We start from the raw sequence: 16034 nt of genomic DNA, 5'->3' as shown, positions 1-16034 counted from the left end.
CGCTAGGGACCGCCGGGGCCACCGGCGCCACCCTTGCCGCCACCGCCACCGAACAAGCCGATGCCCGCATCGCCGGCGGTGCCGGTGCCGCCCGCGCCGCCGGCACCGGCGTCGCCGGCTCCGCCTTGCCCGCCGTGGCCGCCCGTGCCGCCTGTGCCAGCGGTATCGAGAACGACGCCGGCGCCGCCGGTTCCGCCGGTTCCGCCGCTGCCGCCGGTACCGCCGGCCGCCGTGGTGCTGGAACCGCCCTTGCCGCCGACACCGCCCGTGCCGCCGTTGCCAGCGGTCCCGAGAGCGACGCCGGCACCGCCGGTTCCACCCGTCCCACCTTGGCCGCCGACCCCGGCGCCGCCGCCGGCATCCGTGCCGCCGGTGCCGCCGGTTCCGCCGGTTCCGCCGGTTCCGCCGGTGCCCAACGCGACCTCGATGCCGCCGGTGCCACCGTTGCCGCCGGTGCCACCGGCACCGGCCGCGCCCGCGGTGCCGCCGGTGCCCCCGGTGCCCTGCGCCCCGCCCGTGCCGCCGTTGCCGCCGTTGCCGCCGTCGCCCCCGGCGAAGCCGTTGATAACGCCGGTGCCCCCTTGGCCGCCGCTACCGCCCGTGCCGCCGGTGCCGCCTTGACCGCCGCTGCCGTTGATGCCGCCGTTGCCGGCGCCGCCGGCCCCGCCGGCGCCCGCGTTGCCACCGGCGCCGCCGTTACCACCCGCGCCGATAAGGCCCAGCGCGCCGCCACCGCCCGTGCCGCCGTCACCGCCCAACCCGCCGCTGCCGGCCGTGCCACCAACACCCGACGAACCACCCTGGCCGCCTTGGCCGCCGTGGCCGCCGGTGTCGCCGGCACCCGAGACCAAGTTGGTGATGCCGGCCCCGCCGGTGCCGCCGTTCCCTCCCTGACCGCCATCGCCCCAGGCGCCCACCGTGCCGCCGGTGCCGCCGGTGCCCGCGGCGCCGCCGGCACCCGCGTTGCCGCCGTGACCGCCGTTGCCGCCAGCGCCGGCACCCAGACCCAGGCCGAGGTCGGGCGTGCCGGCGGCGCCATTACCCCCGGTGCCGCCGTTGCCGCCGACGCCGCCGCTGCCGGCGGTGCCCCCGGTACCGCTATTGCCGCCGGCGCCGCCCGCGCCGCCCTGGCCGCCGGCGTCGCCGTCGCCGCCGGGCAGCAGGGCGTTGTTGCCGGACGCCCCGTCACCGCCGGTGCCACCCTGGCCGCCGGTGCCATAGGCACCCGCCGACCCGCCGAACCCGCCGGTGCCGACCACGCCCCCAGCGCCGGCATTGCCGCCGGTGCCGCCGGTGCCGCCGGCGCCACCGCCCAGACCGACGTCCGGCAGGCCCGCGCCGCCGGCGCCACCGGCGCCGCCGTTACCGCCGACGCCGCCGGTGCCGTTGGTGCCGCCCGCCGAGAAGCCTCCCGCGCCGCCCTGGCCACCCTGCCCGCCGCTGAGGCCCGGCGCGCCGGGCAAAACCGCCGCGCCACCGGCCCCGCCGTTACCGCCGGTGCCGCCAGTGCCGCCAACTCCCGCGACACCGGGCAAGCCTGGCAGGCCTATGAATCCGCTAAAGCCGCCGACGCCACCGATCCCGGCGTCACCACCCGTCCCGCCGACTCCGCCCACACCTCCGAACGAACCCACGCCCACTCCGCTGGCACCGGCCCCGCCGACACCGCCGACGCCGCCGTGCCCGCCGACACCGCCGGGCCCGCCGGCGCCGAGCAGCGCACCGAAACCGAACAGACCTTCGTTGGCTCCGCCGGCTCCGCCGGCACCACCTAAGCCGCCCTTGAATCCCTCGCCGCCAGGGACGAGGGGCGCCAGGCTCCCGATGCCTCCCGCACCGGTCCCGCCGGTCCCGCCGGTCCCACCGGCGCCGCCGGAGTTGAAGAACAGCGCCCGGTCGGCGCCGCCCGCGCCGCCGACCCCGCCGGTCCCCGCGGACACGATGACGGTGCCGGACCCGCCGGTCCCGCCGGTCCCGCCGGCCCCGCCACTGCCCCACAGGAAGCCGCCGTCACCGCCACGGCCGCCGGCAGCGCCGGTGCCCCCGTTGACGATGGCGCTACCGCCGGCACCGCCGAGCCCGCCATTACCGATCAGGCCGGCATTCCCGCCGGCCCCGCCGGCCTGCCCGGGTGCCCCCGAGCCGCCGTTGCCGCCGTTGCCGAGCAGCCAGCCGCCGTCACCGCCGGCCTGCCCCGTCCCCGGTGCCCCATTGGTGCCGTCGCCGACCAACGGGCGCCCCGTCAGGGCCTCCACGGGCCCGTGCCCAGCCGCCGCCGCGCTCAACAAGTTCCGCGCGACCGACTGCAGTGGCGAGACGTTGGCGGCCTCGGCTCCTGCATATAGCAACCCGGTGCCGCTCAGTGCGTGCACAAACGCTTCATGAAACGCCGCCGCCTGCGCGCTCAGCGTCTGAAACTTCTGGCCGTAGCCGCCGAACAACGCCGCGATCGCCGCCGACACCTCGTCCTGCGCCGCGACGACCACCGATGTCGTCGACGGCGCCGCCGCGAAGGTGGCCGATCTGATTGATGACCCAAGACTGGACAAATCCGAAGCTGCTGACGCCACCGCTTCCGGGGCAGCAACCACAAACGACATTCCCCCACCTCCCCAGGTTGTGGACGCCCGAGATGCGGTCGATCGGTTTGGAGCGCCCGGCGAACGAACAGTACCGCTATTGCGAGCGCCCTGCGACGTTAATCTTCAAACCGTTATTTTGTGTTGCGGGTGCTCACTGCACGGGGCGGTGGGTAGCGGCAGGTGCCGACAATGGTTGCGGTGCAGCGTTATTCAGCGCCTGTCGAATACGCGGTCGCCGGTGCAGCGCGACCGAGCGAATTGAGTCAGGGCGGTCCTGATTCAGCGTGGATTCAGCCCGCTTTGTGAGCCGCCAGCAAATACGCCGGCAACTTCATCCGGCCCTTCTCGTCGCGGTCGTGCGGCGGGAACGGCCCCTCCGGCCCGGATGGAATGTTGGCGTGGATGTAGGCCGGCCGAATGTCGTCGACCTCCCAGTATTTGCTCACCGCGGTGCGCAGTTCGTCCTCGTCGACCTCGTTGGGCTTCGTGTCCCACTCCGCCGGAAAGGCGCCCTTGGCGAACACCAACACGTAGTAGGCCGCGCCAGCGGCGGCCGCGCGGTGCACCGAACTCAGGTAGCCGTCGCGTCCCTCGATCGGCAGCGAGTGAAACAGCGTGCTGTCGATCACCGTGTTGAAGCGGCCGTCATACCCGGAGAACTCAGTGATGTCGGCCCGCACGAAACTGGCCGTGCTCAGCCCGCGCTCCTGCGCGGCCTTGGTGGCCGCCGCGACGGGCGTGGGCGAGTTGTCGATGCCGACGACGGTGTAGCCCTCGGCGGCGAGCGACAACGACAGCTCGGCCACCCCGCAACCGGCGTCCAACACGTCGCCGCGAACCTTGCCGGCCGCGATCAGCGCCGCGAGTTCGGGTTGCGGCTCGCCGATGTTCCACGGCGGCGGTCCCTCGAACACGCTTTGTTCCCGGTATACCTCGTCCCAATCGGGTAGCTCAGAACTCATGGTTCCCAACCTACCGGCGGCTACCAGGTGTGCACCGGCTCGTTGGCATGCATGTGCTCGCAGTACCGGCGCAGCATTTCCGCCAGCGCCTGCGGTCGGGGCATCCCGCCGTCTTCCAGGCTCCGCACCGTCGTCACTTGCCACCACGCGCCGTTGCGGCCCGTCTTGGCGCGTCCCTCGATGACACCGAGGAGCCGGTCGCGCACATCGGCGTCGACGTTCCAGCGGCGCAGCCCCTCGTGCGCCATCGGCAGAAGCGTCTCCAACACCAATCGTTGGGGCGTCACGTCCCCGAAGCCCGGCCACTGCAGCCGCGCGTCCATGCCGTGCTGGGCCGCCTGCAGGAAATTCCGTTGAGCCGCAGGGAAACTCATGAGGACCCACAGCGGCTGCTCGGCTTCGGACAGGCTGCGCAGCAGGCCGTAGTAGAAGGCCGCATTCGCCAACATGTCGACGACGGTCGGCCCGGCCGGCAAGACCCGGTTCTCCAGCCGCAGATGCGGACGACCATCGACGACGTCGTACACGGGCCGGTTCCACCGGTAGACCGTCCCGTTGTGCAGGCGCAGCTCGGACAGGTGCGGGATGCGCCCCGCCGCGAGCTCGGCGACCGGATCCTCGTCGGAAACCTCGGGCAGCAGGGACGGGAAGTAGCGGATGTTCTCTTTGAACAAGTCGAGAATCGACGTGATCCATCGTTCGCCGAACCACACCCGCGGCCGCACGCCCTGGGTCTTGAGTTCCTCGGGGCGGGTATCGGTGGACTGGGCGAACACCTCGATGCGGGTTTCCGACCACAGCTGGTGCCCGAAGAAGTATGGCGAATTGGCCGCCAGCGCCAGCTGCGGGCCGGCCAGCACCTGGGCCGCGTTCCAGTTCGCGGCGAAATCCTCCGGCGCGACCTGGAGATGCAATTGCATACTGGTGCAAGCGGATTCGGGTGCGATGGACGCCGCGTTCCAGCTCAGCGGCTCGGGGCCGTAGATGTTGATCGGAATGTCCTCGCCGCGGGCGGAGAAGATTGACTCGTTGAGCGCCGTGTAGCGGGTCGATTCGCTCATCCAGTTGTCGCGCAGGTGCTCGGGCATCAGCGTCGGCAGGATGCCGATCATCACGATGTGGGCCCCGCCCGGGCCAATGCCCGCGCTCGCCTTCGACTCGGCCTCATTCAGGCTGGCGCGGATCTCTTCCTCCAGGTCCACGCTGGTGCGCCCGGACAGCGGCCGCGGCGGCACATTGAATTCGATGTTGTAGGCGCCCAATTCCTTTTGATAGGCCGGATCGCCGATCGCATCCAACACGATGCGATTCGACATGGCGGGCTGATAGTCGGCATCGACCAGGTTGCATTCGATCTCCATGCCGGTCAGTGTGCGCTCGGAGTCGAACCTGGACTGGGCGAGCATCGTCTCGAAGACGTCCAGACAAAGCTGCACCTTGCGCCGGTACTCGCGGCGGTGACCGTGGTCGTATGTGGTGCGCTTGATCTCTTCGCCCACACGGCCGATGGAACAGGGTTACGGTCGGTTACGCAAGTAAGACCATCACCCGGAGTGTCCGATCTCACCGCAGGAGCGCGAGTTGGCCGAATCCGCAGAGTCCGCCGAATTCATCGCCGCCATCGACCAGGGCACCACCAGCACACGGTGCATGATCTTCGACCACGACGGTGCCGAAGTGGCTCGCCACCAGCTCGAGCACGAGCAGATCCTGCCCCGAGCCGGCTGGGTCGAGCACGACCCCGTCGAGATTTGGGAGCGCACGTCTTCGGTGCTGACGTCGGTGTTGAACCGGGCCGATCTGACTCCCAAAGACATTGCGGCGCTGGGCATTACCAATCAGCGCGAGACCACTCTGGTATGGAATCGAAAGACCGGAAGACCGTACTACAACGCGATCGTCTGGCAGGACACCCGCACCGACCGCATCGCGTCCGCGCTGGATCGTGACGGCCGCGGCGATGTCATCCGCCGCAAGGCCGGGCTCCCGCCGGCCACCTACTTTTCCGGCGGCAAGCTGCAGTGGATCTTGGAGAACGTCGACGGCGTGCGTGCGGCCGCCGAATCCGGCGATGCGCTGTTCGGCACCGCCGACACCTGGGTGTTGTGGAATCTGACCGGCGGTCCGCGCGGCGGCGTACACGTCACCGACGTCACCAACGCCAGCCGCACGATGCTGATGAACCTCGAAACGCTGGACTGGGACGACGAGCTGCTGTCGTTCTTCTCCATCCCCCGGGCGATGCTGCCGGCGATCGCCTCGTCGTCGCCGGTGCAGCCATACGGCGTCACGCGTGACAGCGGGCCCCTCGGTGGCGAGGTGCCGATCACCGGCGTTCTCGGCGACCAGCACGCCGCGATGGTCGGGCAGGTATGCCTGGCCGCCGGCGAGGCGAAAAACACCTACGGCACCGGCAATTTCCTGTTGCTGAACACCGGCGAGTCGATCGTGCGATCCGACAACGGCCTGCTGACCACCGTCTGCTACCAGTTCGGCGATGCCAAACCCGTGTATGCGCTTGAGGGTTCGATCGCGGTGACCGGTTCGGCGGTGCAGTGGCTGCGCGACCAATTGGGCATCATCAGCGGCGCGGCGCAGAGCGAGTCGCTGGCCCGTCAGGTCGACGACAACGGCGGCGTGTATTTCGTGCCGGCGTTTTCCGGTTTGTTCGCCCCCTACTGGCGCTCGGATGCCCGCGGCGCGATCGTCGGGCTGTCACGGTTCAACACCAACGCGCATCTGGCGCGCGCGACGCTGGAGGCGATCTGCTATCAGAGCCGCGATGTGGTGGACGCGATGGCCGCGGATTCCGGTGTGCGCCTTGAGGTGTTGAAGGTCGACGGCGGCATCACCGGCAACGACCTGTGCATGCAGATTCAGGCCGACGTGCTCGGTGTTGACGTGGTGCGGCCGGTGGTCGCCGAGACCACCGCGCTGGGCGCGGCCTATGCGGCTGGTCTGGCGGTGGGGTTCTGGGCCGACCCGTCGGATCTGCGGGACAACTGGCAAGAGGACAAGCGCTGGACGCCGAACTGGTCCGACGACCAGCGCGCCGCGGGCTATGCCGGCTGGCGCAAGGCGGTAGAGCGCACCCTCGACTGGGTCGATATCTCCTAACCGCGAGCGCGCTCATATGTACAGCGACACGCCGGTTTGGCCGGCATTTTGAGCGCGCTCGCGGCGGAGAAAAGGGTTCAGTCCTCGCCGAGGATGCCGTAGACCTCGCGTCGCGCATTGTTCAGCAGCTCGACGATGCGCTGCTGCTGTTCCTCGGTCGCGGCGTGCGCGGACTGCGCGACCGCGCCGCACAACTGGCCGATGGCGGCCCGCAGGTTCACCTGTCCGGGGTCGGCGTCCTCGGTGATCTCCTCCCACGGCGGGGTCTCTACCTTCTCGGCGGCCGCGCGGCCCGTGTCGGTCAGCTCGAAAAGCTTCTTGCTGCCGTCGGTTTCGCTCGCGGTGATCAAACCTTCGTCGTCGAGCAGCTGAAGCGTCGGGTACACCGAGCCGGGGCTCGGCTTCCACAATCCGTTGCTGCGTTCGGCGATCTGCTGGATCATCTCGTAGCCGTGCATCGGCTGCTCGGCCAGCAGCTTGAGGATGGCCGCGCGCACATCGCCGCGCCTGCCGCGGCTGTGGCCACCGCGGCCTCTGCCGCGACGGCCCCTCCCGAATCCGGGGCCGAATCCGGGGCCGAAACCCGGACCGACGCCGGGCCCGAAGCCGCCGCCGAAGATGGGGTCGAAACCCCTGCCGTGCTCGCGGAGATGTTCGCGGAATTCGTGTCGCGCCTGCCTGCGGGCGGCGTGTATGGCACGTCGGTCCATGGGGCCGGGTGCGAAGCCGAATCCGAAACCGGGGCGGCCGGGGAAATCGCCGCCGCCGGGGGTGAATGGGTTGCTCATGGGTGTAGTCCTTGGTTTTCGGGGAAGCGCCGTGATGCGCTTCCGGTGTATCGCAGAACATCACGATATATCGGAAACTATCGCGATGCAATTACCTCCGTGGTTTGCATTCATTTGTCGCCGGGTAGCAGTTGTCGGGTGAACGGCAATGACCACAACCTGACAATCGATCAACGCGCCGGCGCGACCGAGCCCGCGCAGGGCAGCCGCCGCCACCGGGGGGACGTGTGGCCATGGGTCAACTGGGGGTTGGCGCTGACCACGGTCCCGGCTGCGGCGATCGTGATGCTCTTCGCGCTCGGCGCGGTGATGAGCACCGACGCCTGCACCGACCACAGTTGTCCCGGCTTGGACAAGGGCATCAACTTCGGCGTCGCGTTCTACGGCGCGCCGGCGGTGGCCCTGGTCGTCATCCTCGTTTCGTTCTTCACCGCGAAGCGCCGAGGCGGCATCGCGGTTCCGCTGTGCGGGTGGGCGCTGCTGGTCGCCGACGTCGTCATCATGGCGGCGACGGTGGCTCAGTAACGCGAGTCAGCGCCGATAGGCCGGCATGTTGTCGGCGAGTTCGTCGAACAGCGCCTGATTCAGCGAGAAGGCGACCTTCACCTCGTCGACCGCGCGATCGATTTCGTCGGCGTCGAGGCTGAGCCCGTCGAGCTTGGCCCGGTAGGAGTCCTTATAGGGCTTGGCCCGCATCGGAAATTCGTAGAAGGCCAACCCGGCACCGCCGAGATCGAAAGTGCGGTTGAGGATCTTGCCGATGGCCTGGCCGCCGGAGAGGTCGCCAAGGTAACGGGTGTAGTGATGCGCCACCAGGGCGCCGCCCCAGGACGCGGCCGCGACCCGATCGCGGTAGGCCTGGGCGGCGGGGGATTCGACGTGGTGGGTGGCACCTGGGGCCCAGTGCGCCAAGTCGGTGTCGATGGCCGCGAGCCGCTCCAGTTCCGGGTCGTACACGGCGGAGACGAGCGGGTCGTCGCGGCGGGCGCGCACGGCATCCTCGAGCGCGCCGTAAACCACGCGCAGCCGGCGCAGGTAATCGGCATAGCCCTGGCCGTTGATCCGACCGGCGAGCAGTTCCGCGACGAACGAGGACCCTTCGGCGGCGTCGTGCTCGGCCGCCGACCCCTCTTTCATCGCGACGGACAGGGGTCGCGCGCGCTTGGCGGCGCTCACTGACATGCTCGGCTCCCAAAAGATATTGACAACTTGTCAAAAAAACTAGCACAGTCGGACGAGGTTGTCTTCACGAGGGGGTTGCCCCCAACGCACGCAAGACAAATCGCTCGACCTCGGCGGCCGGCAGGTCGCGAGGGCTAAGGCAGGCGTGGATCAACGACATCGCCGCCGCCTGATCCTCGACCGTGAATTGTCCGGTCGAGACGCCAGCGGTCAGTATCTCCCGCAACACGTCCTCGACCGCCGTCACATGTTCGCGGATTGCACTCATCGCGTCCCGCGAAAGTGTGCGATAAAGCTGTGGCCCCAGCCCGATGTGAAATTCCTGACCGGCAGTGAGTTGATGCCGGACGTAGATCCCCAGCCGTTGCACCGGGTCTTCGACACCGGCCAGATTCGCGCGCAGCCCGTCGATGTAGCGGCTCGTTTCGTGCGATGCGAACGCGACGACGACCGCTTCCTTGTCGGCGAAGTGGTGGTAGATCGCCGTGCGCCCGATGCCCGCCCGCGTCGCGAGTTTGGCCATCGTGATCGCGTCGAAGCTGTACTCGGTCATCAGCGTGGCGAAGGCCTCGAAGACGCGCCGTTGCACCGACTCGCGGTGCTCCTCGACGGATGCGGCGCTGATCTTGGGCACGTCCGCGACTCTAACCCCGTTGACGGATGCACCGGTCATACCTCGGACAACCTCACGGGCAGCCCACCTTTGACGGTCACCGAGAAGGTGAAGTGGGGCTGGGGTCGCCACCCCTGCGGCACGCTCAGCCGGTACCGCTGAAACAACGTCGCCAGAAAGAATTGCGCCGTCATGTACGCCATTTGGGTGCCCATGCAAAAGTGCTGCCCGGCGCTGAAGGGCATGAACGCCAGCCGCGGTCGTGCCTGAATCTGCTCGCGGTCCAGGAACCGGGCGGGCTCGTACCGATCCGGCTCGGGCCACCAGCGCGGGTCGCGGTGGATCACCGACATCGACGCGCCCAGCAGGGTGTACTTGGGCAGCCGGTAGTCCCCGAGGGTGGTGTCTTCCATGCAGTATCGCGGGAAAAACGGGTGCCCCTGCATGCGCTGCGCCTCGTCGAAGCACGCCTTGGTCCATTCCAGCCTGGGCAGGTCGTCGTAGCCGGGCGGCGCCCCGCCGAGCGCATCGATTTCGTCGAGCAGGGTTGCCAACTGGTCGGGGTGGTTCACCAGCAACGCGACGGCCCACGTCAGGGCAGCGGCGCTGGGGTCGTAGGCGCCGCCGAGTAGGCCGACAATCTCTGCTGCCAAGTCCGCCTTGGACATTGGCGAACCGTCCTGATATCTGGCTTCGAGCAACGTATCGAGAAAGTCGGGTACGTCCAACGGGCGAGCTTTGCGCTCTCGGATGAGACGCCCGACGAGCCGGTAGGTGCGTGCCAGCGCCGGCGCGACGTTCAGTCTGGGGAACGGCACCATCAGCGTGGTCAGACCCAGCAGACCGGTGATCGCCCGCATGTCCGCGTCGAGTTGACGGAGCTCGGGATCGCTGACCGAGACGGAGAACAACGCCCGCAGATAGACCGACAGCGTCGTCTGGAAGATCTCATCCTGCAAGTTCACCGGCCGGCCCGTCGCGGCCCACGCTGCCCATCCGTCCAGCCGGCGCGCCAATTCACTCGAGACAACCTCGGCGATGTTCGTCTGGTGCCTGCGGGCGAACATGGGCGTCAACATCCCCCGGCGTTCGCGCAGTTTCGGGCCGTCCAGCATGATGCTGTTCGCGCCGATGATCGACAACATCGGCCGCACCGGGCCGTATCGGCTGAAGCGGCCGGTCGGCTCCTCCATGAATTCGTGCACCAGATCCGGATGCGTCACCGCGACGAGGTCGAGCAACGGCAGCGGGGCCCGGAAGATATCGCCGTACCGGGCCGCACCCCGCTTCATGAACTCGAAAGGGTCCCTGCGTAATTGGAAGAACGAGCCGACGACGGGAAGCCCCTTAGGCCCGGGGGGAAGCGGAGTCGGACGACCAAAGCCGCGCGCGGCGCCGGACAACGTCGACACGGACAGCCGGGTCGGCCACAGGGGGTCCGGTCGCAGCGAGCTGACCACGCTGCGCCGCCCCGTGGACCGCGGGCCCCCGAGCGGCGACGGCTGGGCGCAGGCCAGCCTTGGATGGTCAGCTTTGGTTACCGGGCAACTGCTTTGCGGGACCGTCAACGCGTCATCAACCTCTCTTGTGCCGGGCGAAATGCCCTTCTCGTCAAGCTTTGCGCGCACCACGGCACGCAGGACTTCACCGAATGAGTCGAGGCCGGCGCGGCCCTCTTGCGACCAGGCGACAAAGAAGCCCATTACCTGCCGCCAGTTTTTCTTCCCGGCTTGGACCGGGGCATCGTTGAGGACGCAGCGCGCGTCGATTAGATATGGGCCGCCCCCGCTGATCGCCTCTTTGAAGGTGGCGCGGAATTCACGCAGGGTGTCGACTCGCCGCGACGGCACTCCGACGGAGGCGGCGTATTGCGCGAAATCGATATCGGGAAGGGCGGATCCGCGGTCCGGCCAGCCCATGATCTCGTTTTCGTATTTGATCGCGGCGAGCGCCATGTTGTTCACGACGACGAAGACCACGGGTGCGGTGAGACCGGCCGACGATGCAATCTGGCTCAGCGTGATCCCCGTTCCGCCGTCGCCCGCGACAGCGACCACCAGCGTCGGCGCCGCGGAATTTCGAGCCACCGTGATGGCGGCCGGAACCGCAAAACCCATGGTGCCAAACGATGCTGACCAAATGCTGTGCGTCATGGAGGTGATGTATCGGTAGACCCACAACGTGTTGACACCCACGTCCGCGCAGACGGTGCAGCTCCCGTCGTATCGACGCAGCTCCTCGTCGAGGGCCTGGGTGAGACTCGACGCGCGCAGCGGCGCGTTCTCCGCGCGTCTCGAGACACGTTGTGCGATAGATGATTTCCTCCGTGACGACGGGCGAGGGGGCGCCGGTGGGCGCGACGGCGAGTCGACACGCAGCGCAGCGACGATCGACTCCAGCGCCGCCATGGCATCGCCGAGGACGCAGATGTCGTGCTCGCCGAGCCGCAGCATCGTGTTGGGGTCGAGGTTCACCGCGATGGTTCGACCGGACACCCTCAACTCAAAGGCCGAGCCTCTGTTGGACACGCCGATCAGAAGCAGTACGTCGGCACGGGCGACCTCGTGAAACGCCCGCAAGTCACCCGATCCGCCAATCCTGCTGTGCGATCGTACGATTGGGCTTGAGATCACCGAATCGCCACCCATTGTCAGGTGCACGCGGCAGCCCAACAAGCCGGATAGTTCGGCGAGTTGATTCGAGCACCCGGCCGCGCCCCTGCCGGCGACTATCGCGACCCGTCGGGCGTCGCGCAGCGCGGCGACCGCGCGTTTGAGCGCGGACGGGTCCGGGGCAGCGGCAGGATGCCGCGGTGTGACCGTCTCGGCCGGGCCCGGCTCGTGCTCATACCATTCAACGTCGAGTGCGCCCGGCAGCACCTGGAGATGCACAATGCCAGCCCCTGGCGAGGCGGCGGTGGCGCAGGCCCGTTGCACCGTTGTCGCTGCGGTAGTTGGGTTGTCAACGACGTAGCGCGCGGCGGTGACCCCGTCCAGCAACCGGCAGGCGTCGAGTGACCAGGCCTGCGGCTCAACGGTAACGACCAGGATCCTGGCGTTGTCCAGTGCCGCGTCGTAAATCCCGTTGAGCTGCAACAGCAGCGCAGCCCCGGTAGCGGCCACCGTGCCCGCCGACGCGACTCCCATCTTTCGCAACGCGGACGCGTTCATCGAGGGGGCTTGGGCGTTGACGCTGCGCTGCGTAGCGCCGAGGAACGGGAGAACCGAAGCGCAGGACTCGCTGATCTGGACCGGAGTCGCGAGATTGATGCGGAGGTGTGCGGCGAGCGAAAGCTCGCCGAGCCGCTGCGGCGGGACGGGCGGCGCAAAAGCATTGTGCAGCAGGCCAATGAGGGCTGGGCACCGTGGCGCGGCGCTGACTGAAAGCACGCGGGAGAGGTCCTCGACGGATTCCGCGGTAGCGGTGCGCAGCGACATGGAAGGACCGAGACGCGTTATGCGCGAGAGTGTTTCGCGATCATCTACCACACAGATCACGGCGAGGTCAACGGAGCTGGGCAGACTGGACAGTTCCGCGACAAATTGGCCGAGCTGGCGATAGTCGGTGACGACGAGGTTGCGCGACGCCGCGCGATCGGCCAGTGCCCCGCCGATGCCCAGCGGCAGCGCCGCTCCTTGAATACCGGCTAGGCTAGACACGACTGCTGTGTTGAGCGAAATGCTGTCCGGCAGAACGGCGCTGACCTCGTTGAGGTCGGAAAACAACTGCCAGGGTCCTGAAGCGGAGTCGCGAAATTCGCCGTTGGCATTCGAACCGAGCGCGGCCCGCAGCGTGGCGTCCACGTCGCAGATGATCTGCCTGGCATACGGTGTCGAGCGGGCCGTAAACCGACGGTCGGTGAGTTCGAGCAGGTTGGCGTGCGCGTGGACGCGCTGCTTGATCAGCGGGCTCGAACGGCCCACGAGCAACACATTGCCGGCGTGAATTTGGCTGTCATCTGCCAGGCTATGCACCGAGCATTCAAGCCGGGCGGAAAGCTCTTGAGCCAGAGCGATATACGTGTCATCCGAAACGGCGATGGCCAGGTCATCCGCGTCCAGGAACTCCAGGACCTCGCGCAGCTCTTCTTTACTTGCCACCGACGGACTCGGTACGTCGGGGGTGCGGAACCCCGTGTCGAGCGCGCCGATGGGGCTGTACAGCACGTCGCCGGGGATCGCGACGTGGCAGGCGGTGGCCTCGTGCATCGCCAACGTGCACGACCGGGCGAACCGCTCGAATTGGCTGGTGGCGTTGATTTGGACGGAGGAGGCGGTGCACGACGAGAAAAGGGCTGCTGAGTCGATTTCCTGGAACGAGTCTCGGCCCACGCTGGCAACTGGCACTTGACCGCTGATCGCGAGTAGTGGCACCCGTCCGACGAAAGCCTCGTAGGTTCCGGTCAACAGGTTGGTGGCCCCGGGGCCCGCGGTTCCAAAGCACACGCCCAATCGGCCGCTGGTCCGCGCGTACCCGACCGCCATGAGTGCGGCCGCCGCCTCGTGCCGGGTGCTGACGACCTCGATCTCACTGCGGCGGCTCGCCGCGTGCACCAACGAATTCACCGACTCCGCGGGCATGCCGAACAGATACTCGACGCCGAGGCTGATCAAATAGTCCACCAGCTCGTCCGCGAATCGCCGGCGTCCGAGAGCGTTGGAGAACAGGTGGCGGTTATGCATTGCAGTCGGCGAATGCGCGGCCGCGGACGTGACGTTGCGCCAGAAGCGTTCTCAGAGACGTTAATACCGCATCAACGGAGATCTCCGATTGGATCGTGATCCGCACGCCTAGCCCGGGGTACTCGCGTGAGGCGATGCCATCGCTGCGCAGATGCCAGAACAACGAATTCGACTCCCGGGTCGCTAGCCAAACGAAGTTCCCCTGAGACTCGGTCCCGCAGAACAGGCCGTGCCGGATCAGAAATGCCTCCAGGCGCCGACGGCTCTCAACGACGCCCGCCACCCTCTCCCGCAATTCCCGTTGATGCCGCAACGACTCACCGGCGGCTGCCACTGCAACCGAGTTCACCGAATAGGTGGGCACCGCGATCCGGACTTTGGCCGCGAGCGCCGCGCTGCTGAAGACTCCGTAGCCGATTCGCAGTCCAGCGAGTCCGTAAGCCTTGGAGAAGCTGCGCAGGACCAGTACGCCATCCAGCTCAGTCACGATCTGGCACAGCGTGTCCGACGTCGTGGTCATGTCGAACTCCGCGTACGCCTGATCGACAACGAGCAGTGCCGATTTCGGCAGAGCCCGTCGGAAGCGAATGAGTTCATCGACGCTGACGGTGGAGCCTGTCGGGTTGTGCGGCGCGGCAAGGATGACCTGCCGCGTTGAGGCATCGACGCGCGAGAGGATGGCGTCCAGGGCCTGCGTCCCGGGTGGAGTGCTAGGGACCGCGGCGCAGTTGCCGCCGGCGCGTGTCACGAGCGCCGCGTATTCGTCAAAAGTGGGCGTTCCGAACGCTGTTGAGGTGTTGACCTGCGGTCGCGCGTGTAGGAGGGCGTCGAGCACGCCGACACTTCCCGCCCCTACGACCACCTGGTCGCGCGGCACGTCGTGCAACGCGCTGATCTGCTCCACCAGCCGCGCGATGCCGGCGTCCGCGGGGTAGCGGTTCAGGCTGGCGGCACTCGAATCGAGGACCCTCTGCACTCCTGGCAGTGGACCGAGATGCAATTCGTTTCGGGAGAGGTCGAAGTCGATTCTCATGGCAACTCGAAGTCTTCTCTCCGTCTGGTGTCCAACCCCAGCCAGTCGCAGAGCAGCATCACGGCGAACCCCGCGAATACCACCGTGACGGCGATGAAAGAGATGCGTTCGATCAGGATGAGCGTCGAGAGATACCCCACGGAGACGAACATGTCGTCGCGCAGCATGTCGTTCCACGACTTCTGGTCAGACTCGTACACCAGGCGCCAAGCTTGGAACGAAGCGACCGGCAGCCACAGCACGGCGATCAAATACTTTCCCCCGATGAAGCCGAAGGCCACCGGGACGGTGACAGCGGCGTAAACGAGCACGGTCGCTACGGCGGCGATGATCGCCGCGTGGCGCCTGCTGGCGCTCAACGTCGCCGACGTCGCCAAATTCGCCCGTCGGTCCCCGTCGTAATCCGGCACGTTTTTGATCAGGCCCTTGGCGCAGAACCAGAAAAACAAGTAGACCGCGAGGGCGGTGTACTCCTCTTTGCCGAAGACGCGCAGCTTTTCTGGCGCGGCAAGTGCCGCGCTGAGGTAGGGATAGGCAACTGCGTTGGCGAAGTACAGGATCCCGACGCGCGGCCTCGCCTTCATCCGAAACGGCGGGAAAGAGTATTGCTGACATCCGATCAGAGCCAGCAGAGTCAGCGCGGCGAAGTACCAATTGACAAGCAGTGAAAGCAAAAAGACGCCCGCGGTCAGCAGATGGGTATCACGAAGCAGGCGGGCCCTGCCGTAGAGACCAAGGTCTAGAACCCGTACGGGGATGTTCTCGTTGTCCTCCTCGATGTCGGTGTACATGTTGTACAAGTTCGCGATCGCGGCGATGTGGTAGGACACCACCATTCCCACGATCAGGTCGGCGACCGGCACCCCGCCACACACCACCGTCGCGAAATAAAAGGCCAACATCCCCGGGATGCATGTCCTCGGGCGCGCGAACGCCAGAAACCGGGCCAGCCGCCTCGTGCCCGGTGCGGTGATACCTTCGGAGCTTCGCACCCATGCCAACCGCTCCTCAGGCGGCATGCGCAGGAAGCGTGTGAGCCCGGTGGGTTCGGTCGCCAGTTTGTAATCCCCCACAG

11 protein-coding genes are annotated in these 16034 nt (G+C 67.7%); 2 read left to right on the top strand and 9 right to left on the bottom strand.

What is annotated here, in order from left to right; all coding sequences use genetic code 11:
* Window positions 1-2: 2 nt before the first annotated feature.
* The 3 genes from G6N66_RS30175 to G6N66_RS25135 form a co-directional block, all read right to left on the bottom strand.
* Entirely contained in the window at window positions 3-2600 is a 2598-nt protein-coding gene (locus tag G6N66_RS30175; protein ID WP_085232665.1) for a PE family protein, read from the bottom strand.
* Window positions 2601-2872: 272 nt separating this feature from the next.
* Window positions 2873-3544, bottom strand: a complete 672-nt coding sequence (locus G6N66_RS25140; RefSeq protein WP_085232666.1) for a class I SAM-dependent methyltransferase — start codon at window positions 3542-3544, stop codon at window positions 2873-2875.
* Between the two features lie 20 nt (window positions 3545-3564).
* The gene (locus G6N66_RS25135; protein ID WP_085232667.1) at window positions 3565-5043 is read right to left on the bottom strand and encodes a glutamate--cysteine ligase family protein; all 1479 of its coding nucleotides are present in this window, start codon (window positions 5041-5043) and stop codon (window positions 3565-3567) included.
* 82 nt (window positions 5044-5125) lie between these two features.
* On the opposite strand from G6N66_RS25135, the gene glpK reads away from it, so the two are divergent.
* Window positions 5126-6661: a glycerol kinase GlpK gene (glpK, locus tag G6N66_RS25130; protein ID WP_085232668.1), complete on the top strand. Its 1536-nt coding sequence runs from the start codon at window positions 5126-5128 to the stop codon at window positions 6659-6661.
* A gap of 77 nt (window positions 6662-6738) precedes the next feature.
* Here the strand turns inward: glpK and G6N66_RS25125 are convergent, their stop codons facing one another.
* Window positions 6739-7449, bottom strand: a complete 711-nt coding sequence (locus G6N66_RS25125; protein WP_085232669.1) for a PadR family transcriptional regulator — start codon at window positions 7447-7449, stop codon at window positions 6739-6741.
* Window positions 7450-7587: 138 nt separating this feature from the next.
* On the opposite strand from G6N66_RS25125, the gene G6N66_RS25120 reads away from it, so the two are divergent.
* Window positions 7588-7974, top strand: a complete 387-nt coding sequence (locus G6N66_RS25120) for a hypothetical protein (protein WP_085232670.1) — start codon at window positions 7588-7590, stop codon at window positions 7972-7974.
* Between the two features lie 6 nt (window positions 7975-7980).
* Here G6N66_RS25120 and G6N66_RS25115 read toward each other — a convergent pair whose 3' ends face one another.
* The 5 genes from G6N66_RS25115 to G6N66_RS25095 all read right to left on the bottom strand — a co-directional run bounded on the left by G6N66_RS25115 (window position 7981) and on the right by G6N66_RS25095 (window position 16032).
* Window positions 7981-8631 (bottom strand): biliverdin-producing heme oxygenase, encoded by a 651-nt coding sequence (locus G6N66_RS25115; protein WP_085232671.1) that lies wholly within the window; start codon window positions 8629-8631, stop codon window positions 7981-7983.
* Between the two features lie 64 nt (window positions 8632-8695).
* The gene (locus G6N66_RS25110; RefSeq protein WP_085232733.1) at window positions 8696-9265 is read right to left on the bottom strand and encodes a TetR/AcrR family transcriptional regulator; all 570 of its coding nucleotides are present in this window, start codon (window positions 9263-9265) and stop codon (window positions 8696-8698) included.
* A gap of 35 nt (window positions 9266-9300) precedes the next feature.
* The gene (locus G6N66_RS25105; RefSeq protein ID WP_085232672.1) at window positions 9301-13926 is read right to left on the bottom strand and encodes a cytochrome P450; all 4626 of its coding nucleotides are present in this window, start codon (window positions 13924-13926) and stop codon (window positions 9301-9303) included.
* On the bottom strand, window positions 13919-14959 hold the full coding sequence (locus G6N66_RS25100) for a pyridoxal phosphate-dependent aminotransferase (RefSeq protein ID WP_085232673.1): 1041 nt from the start codon (window positions 14957-14959) through the stop codon (window positions 13919-13921). The genes G6N66_RS25105 and G6N66_RS25100 overlap by 8 nt, the downstream gene beginning before the upstream one ends.
* Window positions 14956-16032: a UbiA family prenyltransferase gene (locus tag G6N66_RS25095; RefSeq protein WP_085232674.1), complete on the bottom strand. Its 1077-nt coding sequence runs from the start codon at window positions 16030-16032 to the stop codon at window positions 14956-14958. The genes G6N66_RS25100 and G6N66_RS25095 overlap by 4 nt, the downstream gene beginning before the upstream one ends.
* Between the last annotated feature and the right edge of the window lie 2 nt (window positions 16033-16034).

Source organism: Mycobacterium conspicuum (assembly GCF_010730195.1).
GTDB lineage: Bacteria > Actinomycetota > Actinomycetes > Mycobacteriales > Mycobacteriaceae > Mycobacterium > Mycobacterium conspicuum.
The sequence above is the reverse complement of the archived record's forward strand: the minus strand, read 5'-3'. Positions and strand labels throughout refer to the sequence as shown.